We start from the raw sequence: 16,928 nt of genomic DNA, 5'->3' as shown, positions 1-16,928 counted from the left end.
TAAGCATTTTCTTTTTTGGTAAATCGGGAAATAAAGGGGTTTGTCAGCGGTTTGGTGTTTCGATAAAAAGGGGAAATTTATTGAAAAGGAGAGATTTATATGACTGCAACACGAGGTTTAGAGGGGGTAGTAGCAACTACATCTGCTGTTAGTTCGATTATTGATGATACACTATCATATGTAGGCTACGACATTGATGATTTAACAGAGAATGCTAGTTTTGAAGAAGTAATTTATTTGCTATGGCATTTAAAGCTTCCGAATCAAGAAGAGCTGCAAGAATTAAAGAAGCAGCTGTCTGAAAATGCTGTTCTTCCCGAAGAAATTTTTAATCATTTCAAATCGTATCCAATTGAAAACGTGCATCCAATGGCAGCGATTCGAACTGCTGTATCAATGCTAGGCATGCTTGATGATAATGCCGATGAGATGAACAAGGAAGCGAATTACGAGAAAGCCGTGCGCCTTCAAGCGAAAATACCGGGAATCGTTGCGGCGTTCTCCAGAATCCGTAAAGGTTTAGAGCCTATACAGCCAAAGAAAGATACCAGCCTGGCCGAAAATTTTCTTTATATGCTAAAGGGAAAAGATCCATCGCCGGTTGAAGTGGAGGCTCTAGAAAAAGCTCTTATTCTTCATGCAGACCACGAACTGAACGCCTCTACATTTACAGCGAGAGTGTGTGTAGCAACACTTTCTGATGTTTATTCCGGAATAACAGCAGCGATTGGCGCTTTAAAAGGCCCTCTTCACGGCGGAGCCAATGAAGGGGTCATGAAAATGCTGACTAAAATTGGCAATGTGGAAAATGCAGAGTCTCATATCCAAGCGTTATTTCAAAGAAAAGAAAAAGTAATGGGATTTGGCCACAGAGTATATCGGAATGGGGATCCAAGAGCGAAACATTTGAAGGAAATGAGCAAGCGCCTGACCAATTTAACAGGTGAATCCAAATGGTATGACATTTCTAAAAAAGTAGAGGAAGTCGTCACATTTGAAAAAAAATTACCGCCAAATGTTGATTTTTACTCCGCGTCCGTTTACCATAGCCTTGGAATCGACCATGATTTGTTCACTCCGGTTTTTGCCGTAAGCAGAACATCAGGATGGCTGGCGCATATTCTTGAACAGTATGAAAACAATCGCCTGATTCGCCCGCGTGCAGAATACACGGGTCCGGATTTGCAAAAATATGTTCCTATTGATGAAAGAATCTAGTATGGTAGTAAGAGGTTCTATCATTGATGATTATGAACCTCTTATTTGCAAATAAAATGCACATTATTGTGCAGACCATTGCAAGCCTATTTTTATTCCCTATTACATATCTAGGAGGTTTTATTGTGGCACAAGAAAAAATTTCTGTTTCTAATGGAGTATTAAATGTTCCAAATCATCCGATTATTCCTTTTATTGAAGGAGACGGGACAGGACCTGACATTTGGAATGCAGCTTCACGGGTTTTGGAAGCTGCTGTTGAAAAAGCATACAATGGTGAAAGAAAGATTTCATGGAAAGAAGTGTATGCAGGAGAGAAAGCTTATAATAAAACAGGAGAGTGGCTTCCTGAAGAAACTCTTGAAGTCATCCGCGAATACTTTATTGCGATTAAAGGACCGCTTACTACTCCAGTCGGCGGGGGAATTCGTTCATTAAACGTAGCGCTTAGGCAAGAGCTCGATCTATTCACTTGTCTTCGCCCGGTCCGTTATTTTACCGGCGTTCCTTCTCCGGTAAAACGTCCGGAAGACACAGATATGGTCATTTTCCGCGAGAATACCGAGGATATTTACGCCGGCATTGAATATGCAAAAGGCTCTGATGAAGTGAATAAACTAATCGACTTTTTGAAAAATGAATTAGGCGTTAATAAAATCCGTTTCCCTGAAACTTCAGGACTCGGGATCAAGCCTGTATCTGAAGAAGGTACTCAGCGTCTGGTTCGTGCGGCGATTAACTATGCTATCGAGAACGGAAGAAAATCCGTCACACTTGTTCATAAAGGAAATATCATGAAATTCACTGAAGGCGCCTTTAAGAATTGGGGCTACGAGCTGGCTGAAAAAGAATTCGGCGATAAAGTGTTCACGTGGTCTGAATATGACCGCATTGTAGAAAGCGAAGGCAGGGATGCAGCGAATAAAGCGCAAAGCGAAGCTGAAGCAGCAGGCAAAATTATTATTAAAGACAGCATTGCTGATATATTCTTGCAGCAGATTCTTACAAGACCAAGCGAGTTTGACGTTGTAGCGACTATGAACCTTAACGGAGATTATATTTCAGATGCACTTGCTGCCCAAGTCGGCGGAATCGGAATTGCTCCGGGAGCAAATATCAATTATGAAACCGGACATGCGATTTTTGAAGCGACTCATGGAACGGCGCCGAAATATGCTGGTCTTGATAAGGTAAATCCATCATCAGTCATCCTGTCCGGCGTGCTGCTTCTAGAGCACTTAAATTGGACTGAAGCCGCTGAACTAGTGTTAAAAGCGATGGAAAAAACAATTGCAAGCAAGGTCGTTACCTACGATTTCGCGCGACTTATGGAAGGTGCCACTGAAGTGAAGTGCTCCGAATTTGGAGACGAGCTTATTAAAAACATGGACTAAAGATTGACAAAAACGCGATAAGGGAGATTGGGAGAATGGGAAAGAAGAATCGCAGCAAAGTTTCTGTCATTGGAGCCGGTTTTACAGGAGCAACAACAGCATTTCTAACAGCCCAAAAAGAGCTGGCAGACGTTGTGTTAGTGGATATTCCCCAGCTTGAGAACCCTACTAAAGGCAAGGCGCTGGATATGCTTGAAGCAAGTCCTGTTCAAGGATTTGACGCGAATGTAACCGGCACTTCAAACTATGAAGATACCGCAGGATCCGATATTGTCGTAATTACAGCTGGAATTGCCAGAAAACCTGGAATGAGCCGTGATGATTTAGTGACGACAAATGAAAAAATTATGCGCAGCGTAACACACGAAGTTGTGAAATATTCACCTGATTGTACAATTGTAGTTTTGACGAATCCTGTTGATGCCATGACTTATACGGTGTACAAAGAGTCAGGTCTTCCGAAAGAACGCGTAATCGGGCAATCGGGAGTATTAGATTCTGCGAGATTTAGAACATTTGTCGCTCAGGAGCTTAATCTTTCTGTTAAAGATATTACCGGCTTTGTATTAGGAGGGCATGGTGATGACATGGTTCCGCTCGTCCGCTACTCCTATGCAGGAGGGATTCCGCTACAAACCCTTCTTCCGCAAGAGCGGATTGATCAAATCGTTGAACGGACGAGAAAGGGCGGAGGAGAAATTGTCAGCCTTCTAGGAAACGGCAGTGCATATTACGCTCCTGCGGCATCGTTAGTGGAAATGATTGAAGCCATTTTAAAGGACCAACGCCGCGTTCTTCCGGCCATTGCCTATCTCGAAGGCGAATATGGGTACGATGGCATTTTCCTCGGTGTTCCAACGATTATCGGCGGAAACGGACTAGAAAAAATTATTGAGCTTGAATTAACCGATGATGAAAAAATCCAGCTGAATCGATCAGCTGAATCTGTTAAAAATGTCATGAACGTTTTGTCTCTAACGTAATTGTTAGGCAAGAAGGCTTTTTTAGGCCTTCTTGTTTTTTCCGTGTTAAAGAACGGTTAAAAGTGCAAGTCAAGCTTTGAGAAATAACTGGATGAAACTGCACTTTACATTCAGAAATCACAGAAGTGGTTTCTTTTTTTGCGTAAGAAGCTTCCAAAAATATCATTTGTCGAATTGTGAAGGTTTCGTTAAAATAAAGATAAATAGTGAATTATAGATAGAAAATGGATGTTGGGGAAATTTGAAGCTGGAGGAACAAAATGAGTAAAAACATTTTAGTCGTTGATGATGAAGAATCAATTCTGACTCTTCTTCAATATAACCTAAATCAGTCTGGATATGATGTCCAGACAGCAATGGATGGGGAAGAAGCCCTTCAAAAAGCTGTCGAGCATCATCCGGATCTCATCGTTTTGGATCTCATGCTGCCAAAATTGGATGGTATTGAGGTCTGTAAGCAGCTTAGACAGCAGAAACTGATGATTCCTATTCTCATGTTAACTGCAAAAGACGATGAATTTGATAAAGTGCTTGGCCTTGAACTCGGGGCAGATGATTACATGACAAAACCGTTCAGCCCAAGAGAAGTGGTTGCAAGGGTAAAGGCGATATTAAGGAGGTCTCAGACTGCTTCTTTTCTTCCGGAAAATGATGTGGATGAAGATGTAGAACAAGTGAGAATCGGTGATCTGAGAATACTTCCTGAGCATTATGAAGCCTACTTTTTGTCAGAGCAGCTTGAATTGACACCAAAAGAGTTCGAGCTTTTACTTTACCTTTCACGCCATAAAGGAAGAGTGCTAACGAGAGACCAGCTCTTAAGCGCAGTTTGGAATTACGACTTCGCAGGCGACACGAGAATTGTCGATGTGCATATCAGCCATCTGCGTGAAAAAATAGAAAGAAACACTAAGAAACCGATCTATATAAAAACAATCAGGGGTCTTGGATATAAACTCGAGGAGCCGAAAGCGAATGAATAATTTTCGTTTACGGCTTTTTCTTGCTTTGTTTACTTTGGTTATCGCAGTCTTTATTGCCCTTGGGCTGATATTGGATCTGCTTTTTAACCGATTTTATGAAGAAAAAGCAAACGATCAAATCCGGCATGAAGCAGGGCTTGTTGAATCCTTGCTGGATACAGAAAATCTCAAGTCTGCAGAAAACGAAGATCTCTTAAAAAAAGCAGTTCAGCATTTACAGGGGCAGGCCATGCTTCTGGATGAAAGCGGGAATGTAATTTTTGAGAGCGGACACAATGGAAATCATGATAAAACCATCATAAAAGAAATGCTCGAGCATGAACGTGAATTACCTGGATTTCAAGTGGAAGATTGGGATTCCCGGTTTCTGCATTATGCTGTACCCTTCGATGCGGCAAACGGAGAACAAGGTTATCTGCTGCTCAGCAGTCCTGCATACTCAATGCAAGAGATGGAACGGCAAATGTGGTGGGCGCTGGCAGGGGGATTAGGTGTTGCTTTGTTAATTCTGCTCTTTACAGGTCTGAAAATCACGTCCAGGTATACGACGCCGATCGAATCAGCCACGAAGGTTGCCATGGAGCTTGCTAGAGGAAATTATGATGCAAGAACCTATGAAGAGCATATGAATGAAACGAGCATGCTGAGCCAATCGATTAATATTTTAGCTAGAAATTTACAGGACATGACCCGTGCCCAGCAAATGCAGCAAGACCGATTGCAAACCTTAATCGAGAATATGGGATCCGGACTGATTCTTATCGATGGAAGAGGCTATATTAATTTAGTCAACCGGGCATTTAAGGAGCAATTCCAAATTCAGCCGGAAACATTTTTATATCATTTGTATTATGAGGCCTTTCAGCATGAAGAAGTCATCCATCTGGTAGAAGAAATCTTTATGACGGAATCGAAAGCAAAAAGGCTGATTCATCTTCCGTTTCGCATAGAAAGGCGCTATTTTGAAGTGGAAGGTGCTCCAATTACCGGAAACAATGAGGAATGGAAGGGAATCGTTCTTGTTTTTCATGACATTACAGAAATGAGCAAGCTTGAGCAAATGAGGAAAGATTTTGTTGCCAACGTTTCCCACGAATTAAAAACCCCGATCACATCGATTAAAGGATTCTCGGAAACCTTGCTGGACGGCGCAATGAAGGATGAAAAAACTCTTTCTCATTTTCTTTCAATTATTCTAAAAGAAAGCGACCGTCTGGAATCATTAATCCACGATCTGCTAGAGCTATCAAAATTAGAAAAGCAAGACTTTCATTTGGTTGCTGAAACATGTGACATTAAAGAAATTATTAATGATGTTGCCAATATCCTCTCTTATCGTGCTGAAGAAAAAGGAATTGATATTGTGCTCGAATTGCCTGAGGAGCAAGTGGAGGTAGAAGGAGATCCACACCGCTTAAAGCAAGTTTTTATAAACCTAATGAGCAATGCTGTTGCCTATACATCTGAGAAAGGCTCAGTCAATGTTACGTTAAAACAATTGAAGGATAAGGTCATTGCACAGGTGGCAGACACAGGCATCGGAATAAAAAAAGAACATATCCCAAGAATTTTTGAAAGGTTTTACAGAGTGGATCGCGCAAGAAGTCGCAATTCAGGCGGTACCGGACTTGGGCTTGCCATCGTAAAGCATATCATTGAAATTCACGGAGGCAGAATTGACGTCGAAAGTGAATTAGGAAAAGGCACGATTTTTACGATTGAATTAAATCGAAATCTCTAAGTTTACAAATTGTTAACATTCTTTTCACGGTGAATTAATGAAGGGCTGGTAAGATTATCTTCGAAAACCCCTTCATCCAAGGAGCCATTTTTAGGACGAGAACCTACGTGTTCTCGTCCCTTTTTTCGTTTTTCCCTTCATTTTTCTTTCCTTATGAACTTTGTTAAAATAAAGTGAAACTTCAATCAGCCCCCACCTAGGATTGCTCGTTTACACTCAAAACCTTGAGGTGGGGGTCTTACTGCCCGTTAATACGGGATAAAAGATACGATTAGGGCTTTTTAGGAGGAGAATTGAATGACAGAACAAAAAAAGCTTCTGCTTGTGGACGGCAATAGTTTGGCATACCGCGCCTTTTTTGCGTTGCCGCTTCTAAATAATGAAAAAGGCATCCATACAAATGCTGTGTACGGTTTTACAATGATATTGACGAAAATGCTTGAGGAAGAAAAACCGTCTCATATGCTCGTCGCATTTGATGCGGGCAAAACAACGTTTAGACATAAGACTTTTAAAGAATACAAAGGCGGCCGCCAAAAAACTCCTCCAGAGCTATCTGAACAGATGCCCTTTATAAGAGAGCTGCTAAATGCGTATCAGGTGAAAACGTACGAGCTTGAAAATTTTGAAGCTGATGACATCATTGGTACGCTTGCAAAGTCAGCGGAGAAAGAGGGATATACCGTTAAAATCGTGTCAGGCGACAAGGATTTGACTCAGCTCTCCTCTGAACATACAACCGTTGCCATTACGAAAAAAGGCATTACCGAAGTAGAAAATTATACTCCTGCCCACGTGAAAGAAAAGTACGGGCTTGAGCCGAAACAAATAATTGATATGAAAGGCCTTATGGGAGATTCCTCAGATAATATTCCGGGTGTTCCAGGTGTCGGTGAGAAAACGGCAATTAAGCTGCTGAAACAATTTGATACTGTAGAGAAGCTGCTGGAATCCATTTCCGAAGTATCCGGGAATAAGCTGAAAGAAAAGCTTGAGGAATTTAAAGACCAGGCTGTTATGAGCAAAGAGCTTGCGACCATTACAACAGAAGCCCCGATTGAAGTGGGGGTTGCTGAGCTTACCTATGCCGGACCTGTGATGGACAAGGTAGTTGGCTTATATAAAGAACTGGGCTTTAATACCCTTCTTGAAAAACTCGGTGAAGGAGAGTCTGCTGGTGAAGAAGAAGAGCTGGAGGAAATTCAGGTTGAAATTTGCAGCGAAGTAAAAGAAGATATGCTCTTATCTCCTTCGTCACTCGTCGTTGAACAAATGAGTGAACATTACCATGATGAGCCGATTGTTGGTTTCTCGATTGTGAATGATTCTGGTGCCTTTTTCATACCTTCTGAAGCAGGTTTAGCTTCAGAAGCATTTAAAGCATGGCTTGAAGATGAATCGAAGAAGAAATGGATCTTTGACAGCAAGAAGGCTCAAGTCGCTCTTAAATGGCAGGGAGTCCATTTAAAAGGCGCTGAATTCGATGTGCTTCTCGCCGCGTATCTATTAAATCCGGCAAGCTCGTATGAGGATGTTGCCAGTGTCGCAAAAGAGAAAGGGATCCAACTCGTTTCTTCCGATGAAACGGTCTACGGAAAAGGAGCAAAAAGAGCATGTCCAGAAGAGAATTCTCTTGCTGACCACCTTGCTAGAAAAGGGATGGCGATTACCAGGCTGTATGATCGTTTGCTGGACGACCTGAAAAAAAATGAACAGCTGGAGCTTTACGAGGATCTAGAGCTGCCTTTGTCTGTTATCCTTGGAGAGATGGAGAGCGAAGGGGTACAGGTGGACATCGACCGTCTAAAAAACATGGGAGCCGAGTTATCGGCCAAGCTGAAGGAAGTCGAAGAAAAAATCCATGAACTCGCAGGAGAACCGTTTAATGTCAATTCTCCGAAACAGCTTGGTGTCATATTGTTTGATAAGCTTCAGCTGCCTGTCATAAAAAAGACGAAAACGGGCTATTCTACTTCAGCGGATGTGCTGGAAAAGCTGGCTGACCAACACGAAATTGTCCAGTATCTCTTGCATTACCGGCAAATCGGCAAGCTTCATTCTACATACGTTGAGGGATTGTTAAAGGTCATTAAACAGGATACGCACCGAGTTCATACCCGCTTTAATCAGGCGCTTACCCAAACCGGCAGATTAAGCTCTATTGACCCTAATCTGCAAAACATCCCAATTCGCTTAGAAGAAGGGCGTAAAATCCGTCAAGCTTTTATTCCTTCAAAAAAGGACTGGCTGATTTTTGCTGCTGATTATTCTCAAATCGAATTACGGGTTCTCGCCCACATATCAAAGGATGAAAATTTGATAGAGGCCTTTACAAATGATATGGATATTCATACAAAAACGGCAATGGATGTGTTTCATGTCGAAGCTGATGAAGTTACAGCGAATATGAGAAGACAGGCAAAAGCGGTGAACTTCGGCATCGTGTACGGCATCAGTGACTATGGCCTGTCACAAAGCCTTGGTATTACCCGTAAAGCGGCAGGAGAATTTATTACCCGCTATTTGGAAAGCTTTAAAGGCGTAAAAGAGTATATGGATGAATCGATTCAGGAAGCGAAGCAAAAAGGATTTGTAACCACCTTACTTCAAAGAAGGCGTTATATCCCGGAAATCACCAGCCGGAATTTTAATCTGAGAGGCTTTGCCGAACGGACGGCGATGAATACCCCGATTCAAGGAAGCGCAGCGGATATCATAAAAAAAGCTATGATTGATATGGCAGAAGCACTAAAAAAAGAAAAGCTTGAATCAAAGCTATTGCTGCAGGTCCATGATGAATTAATATTTGAAGCACCAAAAGAAGAAATACACATATTAGAAAAGCTCGTTCCGGAAGTCATGGAAAATGCATTGAAATTGGATGTACCTTTAAAGGTGGATTATTCTCATGGACCTTCTTGGTATGATGCTAAGTAAAGTGAGGAAGTGGAAGAAATGCCGGAGTTGCCCGAGGTTGAAACGGTCCGACGCACGCTCGAAGAACTGATCATTGGCAAAGAAATTAGTGAAGTTGAAATCAGATGGCACAAAATAATTAAAAAGCCGGCAGAGCCAGAAGCCTTTGCAAGAGCTCTAGTCGGTGAAACGATTCATTCTGTTGGCAGAAGAGGCAAGTTTCTTTTGCTGAGGCTGGATCATTATGTACTCGTCTCTCACCTCCGGATGGAAGGGCGCTATGGATTGTATAAGCAAAGTGATGAGTATGATCCTCACGTCCACGTGATTTTTCGCTTTGGAGACGGGACTGAATTACGGTACCGCGACGTCAGGAAGTTTGGAACGATGCATTTGTTTTCGCCTGGAGAGGAAACAAAGGAGCTTCCTCTGTCACAGCTTGGTCCAGAACCATTTTCTGATAGGTTCACGCCTGCTTATTTAGAAGAAAAACTAAAAAAAACGGCGCGCTCAATTAAAAATGCTTTGCTTGATCAGACAATTATCGTCGGGCTGGGAAATATATATGTCGATGAAACGCTATTTCGGGCAGGCATTCATCCTGAGACGATTGCGAATCGTTTGTCTCCCATGCAGATCGAAAAATTGCACCGGGAAATCTATTTGACATTAAAAGAAGCGGTTGATGCCGGCGGCAGCACCATTCGCTCGTATGTAAATTCCGAAGGGAAAGAAGGAGCATTTCAGCTTCAGCTCTTTGTGTATGGCAGAAAAGAGGAGCCGTGCAAAACGTGCGGATCTCCAATTAGCAAAATAGTAGTCGGAGGCAGAGGAACCCACTTTTGTGCAAGCTGCCAAAAGCGCTAAACATGGTGCGCGAGGCGAATCATTTATTCAAGCTGTTAAAGCATATGATTTAGAATGTTCAACACACAGATGTTCATTCGTTTTGCTTTAGCAGAAAGGAAGAGTTGAATATGACGTCGTTTGCATCGCTGCTTCTGCTTGCATTTGCCGTTAGCTTAGACAGCTTCTCTGTAGGTTTTACTTATGGGTTGAGAAAAATGAGAATTCCTCTTAAGGCGGTTTTTGTCATTGCCTGCTGCTCGGGATTCATCTTGCTTTTTTCCATGTTTGCAGGGCATTTTCTTACTCAACTGCTGCCTGATCAAGTAACGGAAAAATTCGGAGGAATCATTCTTCTTGTGATGGGAAGCTGGGTAATGTATCAATTTTTCCGGCCAGAAAAAGAACAGGAAACGCTGATTAATGAAAAAACTTTGATGAATCTTGAATTGAAATCGTTAGGAATTGTCATTCATATTCTCCGGAAACCGACCAGTGCGGACATTGATCGTTCTGGTACGATCAATGGTGCAGAGTCTTTTCTTTTAGGTTTGGCTCTTTCAATAGATGCTCTAGGCGCGGGTATCGGGGCATCTATGCTCGGATTTTCTCCGCTGGATATGAGTTTGTCCGTGGCAATCATGAGCTCAAGTTTTCTTCTTGCCGGCATAAAGGCTGGACATGTTTTTTCAAAATGGAGCTGGATGGATAAATTGGCTTGGGTTCCGGGCTTTCTTTTAATTATTATCGGGTTATGGAAGCTTTAAAAGGATGTGAGAAATTTTTGACTATCGTAATAGGTCTGACCGGAGGGATCGCAACTGGAAAGAGTACGGTTGCGGACATGATGAAAAAGGAACAAATTCCGGTAATTGATGCCGATATTCTGGCAAGGGAAGCAGTTGCTAAAGAGAAGCCAGCTTTTAAAAAGATAATTGAAGCATTTGGAAAAGACATTTTAATGGAAAGCGGCGAGTTGAATCGTGTAAAGCTTGGATCGATCGTATTTGCTGATGAACAAAAGAGACAGTTATTAAATCAAATCATCCATCCAGAGGTCAGGAAAGAAATGGTTAATCAACGGGATGATCTCATACAGAGCGGACACAAGCTTGTGGTTTTAGATATTCCTCTGCTTTTTGAAAGCGGCTTGGAGCATTTTGTTGATTATATTTTGGTTGTGTCGGCGTCAGAAGAACTTCAGCTGGATCGTCTCATGAAACGCAATCATTTGTCTGAAGAGCAGGCTAGAAACAGGATAAATGCCCAGCTTCCTCTTGAAGAAAAAAAGAAAAAAGCGGATGCTGTCATTGACAATTCTGGAGAAATAAGCGAAACGAAAGCCCAGCTTTATCGCATATTAAATAAGCTTACGGCGAATTAGAAGAGCACAGATTGCGTGCTCTTTTTTTTATAAAAAACGATGGCAGGTGGATTTTAATGTGTTATACTAATTTGTGAATAATGTATAAAAAGTATAACATATTAAACGAGGGGGACTAGGAGTGGGTAAGACAAGAGTGGCAATAAACGGATTTGGACGGATCGGCAGAATGGTTTTCAGAAAAGCAATGCTTGATGACAAGCTGCATGTTGTTGCAATTAATGCAAGTTATCCACCTGAAACATTGGCCCATTTAATAAAGTATGACACAAATCACGGAGTATACGGTGCAAATGTGCAGGTTGATGGTGACAGCCTGATAGTGAACAGAAAAAAAGTTTTTTTACTGAATCACAGAGATCCAAAGCAGCTTCCTTGGATGGAGATGGGGATCGATATTGTGATTGAGGCTACAGGGAAATTTAATGAGAAAAAAATGGCACAAGGGCATATAACAGCAGGGGCGAAAAAAGTAATATTAACAGCTCCGGGGAAGAATGAAGATATTACCATTGTGATGGGTGTCAATGAGAAGCAATTTGATCCGGATAAGCATGCGATCATCTCAAATGCATCATGCACTACGAACTGCCTTGCTCCAGTTGTCAAAGTTCTTGACGATTCATTTGGAATTGAGAATGGTTTAATGACTACTGTTCATGCATACACAAATGATCAAAATGCAATTGATAACCCTCACAAAGACCTAAGAAGGGCAAGATCCTGCGGACAATCAATTATTCCTACTACAACCGGTGCAGCAAAAGCTCTTTCAGAAGTCCTTCCCCATTTAAAGGGAAAGCTGCATGGGCTCGCTCTGCGAGTACCGACCCCGAATGTTTCTTTAGTCGATTTAGTAGTAGATGTAAGAACAAATGTATGCGCTGAGGAAATAAATTTTGCTTTTGAGAATGCATCAAAAGGTTCATTTTATGGAATATTGGGAACTACATATGAGCCTCTGGTTTCAATTGATTTCAATTCAAATCCGCATTCCGCTGTGGTCGACTGCTTAACGACAATGGTCATGGAAAAACGCAAGGTGAAGGTCTTGGCATGGTATGATAATGAATGGGGATATTCCTGCAGAGTTGTGGAGCTTGCTACTTTCGTCTCATCCAAAATGAAACAAATGTCAGTGGTTTAACCCGCACGAAGTCATGGGTAAAACTTAATTATGCTTTTCTCCCCTGGACAAAACTTTTGTTGCAAAAATATCACAAACAAAGTATACTATTTTTCGTGATCTTCTCGTTCGCAATTGAATCGTCAATACTTAAAGGGTTAGGACCTCTTAGGACTAACTTTCCCCCGTGGTATTATTTGCGGTCTATTGCTTGGAACTTCACTTCTTTAAATTTTTGTTAAGGGGGGGTCCATGACTATGGAAACAATGGGGCGTCACGTGATCTCGGAATTATGGGGTTGCGATTTTGACAAGCTTAATGACATGGATTTTATTGAAAAAACGTTTGTAAATGCCGCTTTAAAATCAGGGGCTGAGGTTCGCGAGGTTGCATTTCATAAATTTGCGCCTCAAGGAGTAAGCGGAGTTGTTATTATTTCTGAGTCACATCTTACGATTCACAGCTTTCCAGAACACGGTTATGCCAGCATCGATGTTTATACGTGTGGTGATCTTGACCCGAATATTGCGGCTGATTATATTGCTGAAGCGCTAGATGCAGAAACAAGGGAAAACATAGAAATCCCTAGAGGAATGGGGCCTGTTCAAATCAAACAAGCCCGTGTAAACGCGCTATAAAAGGGTTTGATCCCGTTCACATGCAAGAAAATCAAGAAGAACGCAGGAAGAAGGAGCTGGAACCAAGAGCATAAAATGCTTTTGATGTGCCCGGCTCTTTTTTATTTTGTGTACGATATTCCCTTTTTTTCTCCGCTTTTTCTTTTGCGGATTTTTTTGTAAAATAGAAATAGAATGAAAAAGGGGAAAAATACGATGAGTGTAATGAGGTCTATTCAAAGCTTTTTTACAACGAATACGGAAACATCAGACGAGCATTGGGACGAAAGGTTAAAGAGCAGATATTACAAATCGAATGCGAAAAAAACATTGCAGGAGGTTGTTGAAGTATTAAACGCCTTCGAGGGGATTTCAATCACTTCTGTAAGTGAAGACAGAGGGGAGATCAGTGCATCCATCCACAAACCGCGGAAAGGATTCCTGGTGGCTACAGTAGTCTCTGTGCGCCCGTTTGAAACTGCAGTTGATTTTAATGTTTTGACAGAAACCAGCCTTCCCAGTGACTTTGGCAACAGCAAGCGGGTCGTGTACAACTTGTATGAGAGGATAGATCAAAAATTATCCAAATCACAAACCGGTAAAATGTAAAAAAATGAATCGCGATAGTCAGGAGTTGATGTTATGAAGTGCCCTTCCTGTCAACATCAAGGGACAAGGGTGTTGGACTCTCGTCCAGTTGACGAAGGAAAATCTATTCGAAGACGGCGCGAGTGTGAGCAATGCCACTTTCGATTTACGACATTTGAAAAGGTGGAAGAAATTCCATTGATTGTTGTAAAAAAAGAAGGTGTTCGTGAGGAATTCAGCCGTGATAAAATCTTGCGGGGGCTTATTAAGGCTTGTGAAAAAAGGCATGTTGCCTTAACCCAGCTTGAAGATATATGCAATGACATCGAACGTGAGCTGAGGAGCCAGGGAGTGTCGGAGGTTAAGAGCGAGCTGATCGGAGAAATGGTCATGGACAGGCTGGCAAAAGTAGATGAGGTCGCATATGTAAGATTCGCGTCCGTTTATCGCCAATTCAAGGATATTAATGTATTTATTGATGAACTGAAAGACTTAATTAAAAAAGAGCAATAAACTGCAAAAATAAAAGCTTGAAGACATTCCTTCAGGCTTTTTTAAGTTCGTCAGTTTTCATGTCCAGGCAAAACAGTGTAAAATAGAAAGAAGCAACAAAATCGGAAGGTTGACATTGTATGGGAACACATTGGAAAGACATACTGCCTATCGATCCTTATATTGTGAAAAGTAATTCACTACTGCAGGATGCAGATAGACAAATTTTAACATTGCTATATCAGCCGTTAATCGGTCCGATCGCATTCAGCTTATATATGACGATGTGGGGTGAGCTTGAACAGCATAGTATTTGGGCAAAAACGGCAACTCACAAGCACCTTATGGCTATGATGCAGACGAATTTGCATGTTATCTATGAAGAACGGGCAAAGCTAGAGGGAATAGGGCTTCTAAAAACATATTTGGAGGAATCCGCTGAGGAAAAGCTGTTTATTTACGAGTTGCAGGCTCCTCTCAGACCAGTTGATTTCTTTGAAGACGGTATGCTTAACGTTTTTCTTTACAATCGAATAGGAAAAGAAAAATTTCAACAGCTGAAAAAACGGTATTCCCACCCTGCTGTATCGGAAAACGCAGTCAATGTTACAAAACCGTTCAGCGAGGTTTTCTCCTCTGTACAGCCAAGTGAATGGAAGGTGTCTGATGATGTGTTTGATTCGTTGGCGCCTGATGTAGGGGACGAGTTTTTAAAGATTGGAAAAAGCCAATCGATTACAATATCGAAAGACACGTTTGATTTTGAGTTATTTGAGGCAGGTCTTTCTGATACGCTGATTCCGAAACAAGCACTTACGAGATCTGTTAAGGAACTGATTGTTAAACTTTCCTTTTTATATGGAATCGACCCGATGCAAATGCAAAAAGTTGTCATGAGCGCGATTGGCGAAGAGGATAGAATCGAGCCTGAGGCTTTACGTAAGTCAGCTAGTGAATGGTATCAGCTGGAACGTGGACAAGTATTGCCTAATCTTGTTGAAAGGACTCAGCCGTTCCATTTAAGAGACTCTGAAAATGCAAATAGTGAAATAGATTCATTGGATCAAGAGCTGATTGACCAGTTAAACACTATTTCTCCCAGAAAGCTGCTGAAAGACATTTCAGGAGGGGTCGAACCGACTCAATCTGATTTGAAGCTGATAGAGGAAGTCATGCTGGATCAGAAGCTTGAGCCGGGCGTGACAAATGTATTGATATACTATGTGCTGCTGAAAACAGATATGAGGCTTACACGAAATTATGTGTTAAAAATTGCTTCTCATTGGGCACGAAAGCAAATTAAAACAGTCTCTTCGGCGATGCAGCTTGCTATCGAAGAGAACAGAAAATATTTGGAATGGGCAGAAGGAAGGAAAAAAACAGGAAATACCGGCAAGAAAACGATCCGGGAAGAAAAGCTGCCTGACTGGCTGAAGGATAACAAGAAGCAGGAGCCATCATCTTCTGAATCAGCAGTGATCTCAGATAACTCTGAAGAGGAAAAGAGAAAAATGCTTGAAGCTTTTAAAGGGATCAATGGAGAGTAAAAAAGGAGGTGTTGAATGTTGGAGTCTATAAATCAATCATTAAAGGCAGTAACGGGACGAACTGATTTTAAAGAGCGTATGCGTGAGATGAAGAATAAAGTGTTGGATAATCCGCAGGTGAAGCGGTTTATGGACGAGCACAAGCAGGAAATCAATGAGGAAATGATTGAACGAAGCTTAAATAAGCTTTACGAGTTTGTCCAGCAAAACAAATCTTGTGAAGGCTGCCCGAGCTTGGAGCAATGCGGAAACCTGCTTCAGGGTTTTACCCCGGAGCTGACTTTAAACGGAAAAACAATTGATGTAAGGTATGATGTCTGCCAGACGAAACGTAAGGCGGATAAAGAGGCAAAGCAACAAGCGATGATCAAAAGCATGTACATGCAAAAAGATCTATTAAAGGCAACGACTCGGGATCTTGATGGCACAGATCCAAGTCGTAGGTATGTCTATAAACAGCTTACTGCATTTATTGAGAATTATAAAAAGGATAAAAAAGGGAAAGGGATTTACCTCCACGGGAAATTCGGTGTGGGAAAAACCTTTATTTTAGCAGCAATCGCAAATGAGCTCGCTGATAAAAATTGCTCGTCCATGCTGGTCTATGTTCCGGAATTTACGAGAGAGTTAAAAAACTCTCTCAAGGATCAGACAACTGAAGAAAAGCTGCAAATGGTTAAATCAGCCCCTATTTTAATGCTCGATGATATCGGTGCAGAATCGATGTCCAGCTGGGTTAGGGATGAAGTGTTCGGCACCATTCTTCAGCATCGCATGTCGCAGCAGCTGCCAACCTTTTTTTCCTCCAACTTTACCCCGGACGAATTGGAGCACCATTTTACTTATTCCCAAAGGGGAGAAAAAGAAGGGGTCAAAGCAGCAAGACTCATGGAGAGAATTTTGTACTTGGCACAGCCTGTAAAACTAGATGGCGAAAATCGCCGAAAAAATAATTGAAGCAGCTCCTTTCTTTTAAAGAGGAGCTGTTTTTTTTCAAACAGTGAGGCTTGGTGCAGTTTGGATCCGGCATAAATTTAGGTCTATTTTTTTGTTTGTCCCATATACATGTAACAGATGTTGTTAGGGGGGACA

General features: G+C 41.7%; 15 protein-coding genes. All 15 read left to right on the top strand.

Annotated features, from left to right (window positions below):
- Nucleotides 1-99: 99 nt before the first annotated feature.
- The 15 genes from citZ (at nucleotide 100) to dnaI (ending at nucleotide 16,793) form a co-directional block, all read left to right on the top strand.
- Nucleotides 100-1,218: a citrate synthase gene (citZ, locus tag AM592_RS10595; RefSeq protein WP_053603777.1), complete on the top strand. Its 1,119-nt coding sequence runs from the start codon at nucleotides 100-102 to the stop codon at nucleotides 1,216-1,218.
- A 125-nt stretch (nucleotides 1,219-1,343) separates the two neighbouring features.
- Nucleotides 1,344-2,612 (top strand): NADP-dependent isocitrate dehydrogenase, encoded by a 1,269-nt coding sequence (icd, locus tag AM592_RS10590; protein WP_053606070.1) that lies wholly within the window; start codon nucleotides 1,344-1,346, stop codon nucleotides 2,610-2,612.
- Nucleotides 2,613-2,647: 35 nt separating this feature from the next.
- Nucleotides 2,648-3,595, top strand: coding sequence for a malate dehydrogenase (mdh, locus tag AM592_RS10585; protein WP_053603776.1), 948 nt, complete (start codon nucleotides 2,648-2,650; stop codon nucleotides 3,593-3,595).
- 260 nt (nucleotides 3,596-3,855) lie between these two features.
- Nucleotides 3,856-4,578 carry a response regulator transcription factor gene (locus tag AM592_RS10580; RefSeq protein ID WP_053603775.1) on the top strand — a complete coding sequence of 241 codons (723 nt, stop codon included), beginning with the start codon at nucleotides 3,856-3,858 and terminating at the stop codon, nucleotides 4,576-4,578.
- On the top strand, nucleotides 4,571-6,319 hold the full coding sequence (pnpS, locus tag AM592_RS10575; RefSeq protein ID WP_053603774.1) for a two-component system histidine kinase PnpS: 1,749 nt from the start codon (nucleotides 4,571-4,573) through the stop codon (nucleotides 6,317-6,319). The genes AM592_RS10580 and pnpS overlap by 8 nt, the downstream gene beginning before the upstream one ends.
- Nucleotides 6,320-6,616: 297 nt before the next feature.
- Nucleotides 6,617-9,256, top strand: coding sequence for a DNA polymerase I (polA, locus tag AM592_RS10570; RefSeq protein ID WP_053603773.1), 2,640 nt, complete (start codon nucleotides 6,617-6,619; stop codon nucleotides 9,254-9,256).
- An 18-nt stretch (nucleotides 9,257-9,274) separates the two neighbouring features.
- On the top strand, nucleotides 9,275-10,102 hold the full coding sequence (gene mutM, locus AM592_RS10565; protein ID WP_053603772.1) for a DNA-formamidopyrimidine glycosylase: 828 nt from the start codon (nucleotides 9,275-9,277) through the stop codon (nucleotides 10,100-10,102).
- Nucleotides 10,103-10,212: 110 nt separating this feature from the next.
- Nucleotides 10,213-10,848 carry a sporulation membrane protein YtaF gene (ytaF, locus tag AM592_RS10560; RefSeq protein WP_053603771.1) on the top strand — a complete coding sequence of 212 codons (636 nt, stop codon included), beginning with the start codon at nucleotides 10,213-10,215 and terminating at the stop codon, nucleotides 10,846-10,848.
- Nucleotides 10,849-10,865: 17 nt separating this feature from the next.
- The gene (gene coaE / locus AM592_RS10555) at nucleotides 10,866-11,465 is read left to right on the top strand and encodes a dephospho-CoA kinase (protein ID WP_053606069.1); all 600 of its coding nucleotides are present in this window, start codon (nucleotides 10,866-10,868) and stop codon (nucleotides 11,463-11,465) included.
- 121 nt (nucleotides 11,466-11,586) lie between these two features.
- Nucleotides 11,587-12,612, top strand: a complete 1,026-nt coding sequence (locus AM592_RS10550) for a glyceraldehyde-3-phosphate dehydrogenase (protein ID WP_225970355.1) — start codon at nucleotides 11,587-11,589, stop codon at nucleotides 12,610-12,612.
- A gap of 237 nt (nucleotides 12,613-12,849) precedes the next feature.
- Complete coding sequence (speD, locus tag AM592_RS10545) at nucleotides 12,850-13,230, top strand: adenosylmethionine decarboxylase (RefSeq protein WP_053603770.1); 381 nt, start codon at nucleotides 12,850-12,852, stop codon at nucleotides 13,228-13,230.
- A 195-nt stretch (nucleotides 13,231-13,425) separates the two neighbouring features.
- A complete protein-coding gene (locus tag AM592_RS10540; RefSeq protein ID WP_053603769.1) occupies nucleotides 13,426-13,818 on the top strand; it encodes a hypothetical protein in 393 nt (130 codons plus the stop codon).
- Nucleotides 13,819-13,851: 33 nt separating this feature from the next.
- On the top strand, nucleotides 13,852-14,310 hold the full coding sequence (nrdR, locus tag AM592_RS10535; RefSeq protein ID WP_053603768.1) for a transcriptional regulator NrdR: 459 nt from the start codon (nucleotides 13,852-13,854) through the stop codon (nucleotides 14,308-14,310).
- 119 nt (nucleotides 14,311-14,429) lie between these two features.
- Nucleotides 14,430-15,836, top strand: coding sequence for a replication initiation and membrane attachment family protein (locus tag AM592_RS10530; protein WP_053603767.1), 1,407 nt, complete (start codon nucleotides 14,430-14,432; stop codon nucleotides 15,834-15,836).
- 18 nt (nucleotides 15,837-15,854) lie between these two features.
- Complete coding sequence (dnaI, locus tag AM592_RS10525) at nucleotides 15,855-16,793, top strand: primosomal protein DnaI (protein ID WP_053606067.1); 939 nt, start codon at nucleotides 15,855-15,857, stop codon at nucleotides 16,791-16,793.
- The last annotated feature ends 135 nt before the right edge of the window (nucleotides 16,794-16,928 follow it).

Origin of the sequence: Bacillus gobiensis (assembly GCF_001278705.1) — a bacterium.
GTDB classification, from domain to species: domain Bacteria; phylum Bacillota; class Bacilli; order Bacillales; family Bacillaceae; genus Bacillus; species Bacillus gobiensis.
The sequence above is the reverse complement of the archived record's forward strand: the minus strand, read 5'-3'. Positions and strand labels throughout refer to the sequence as shown.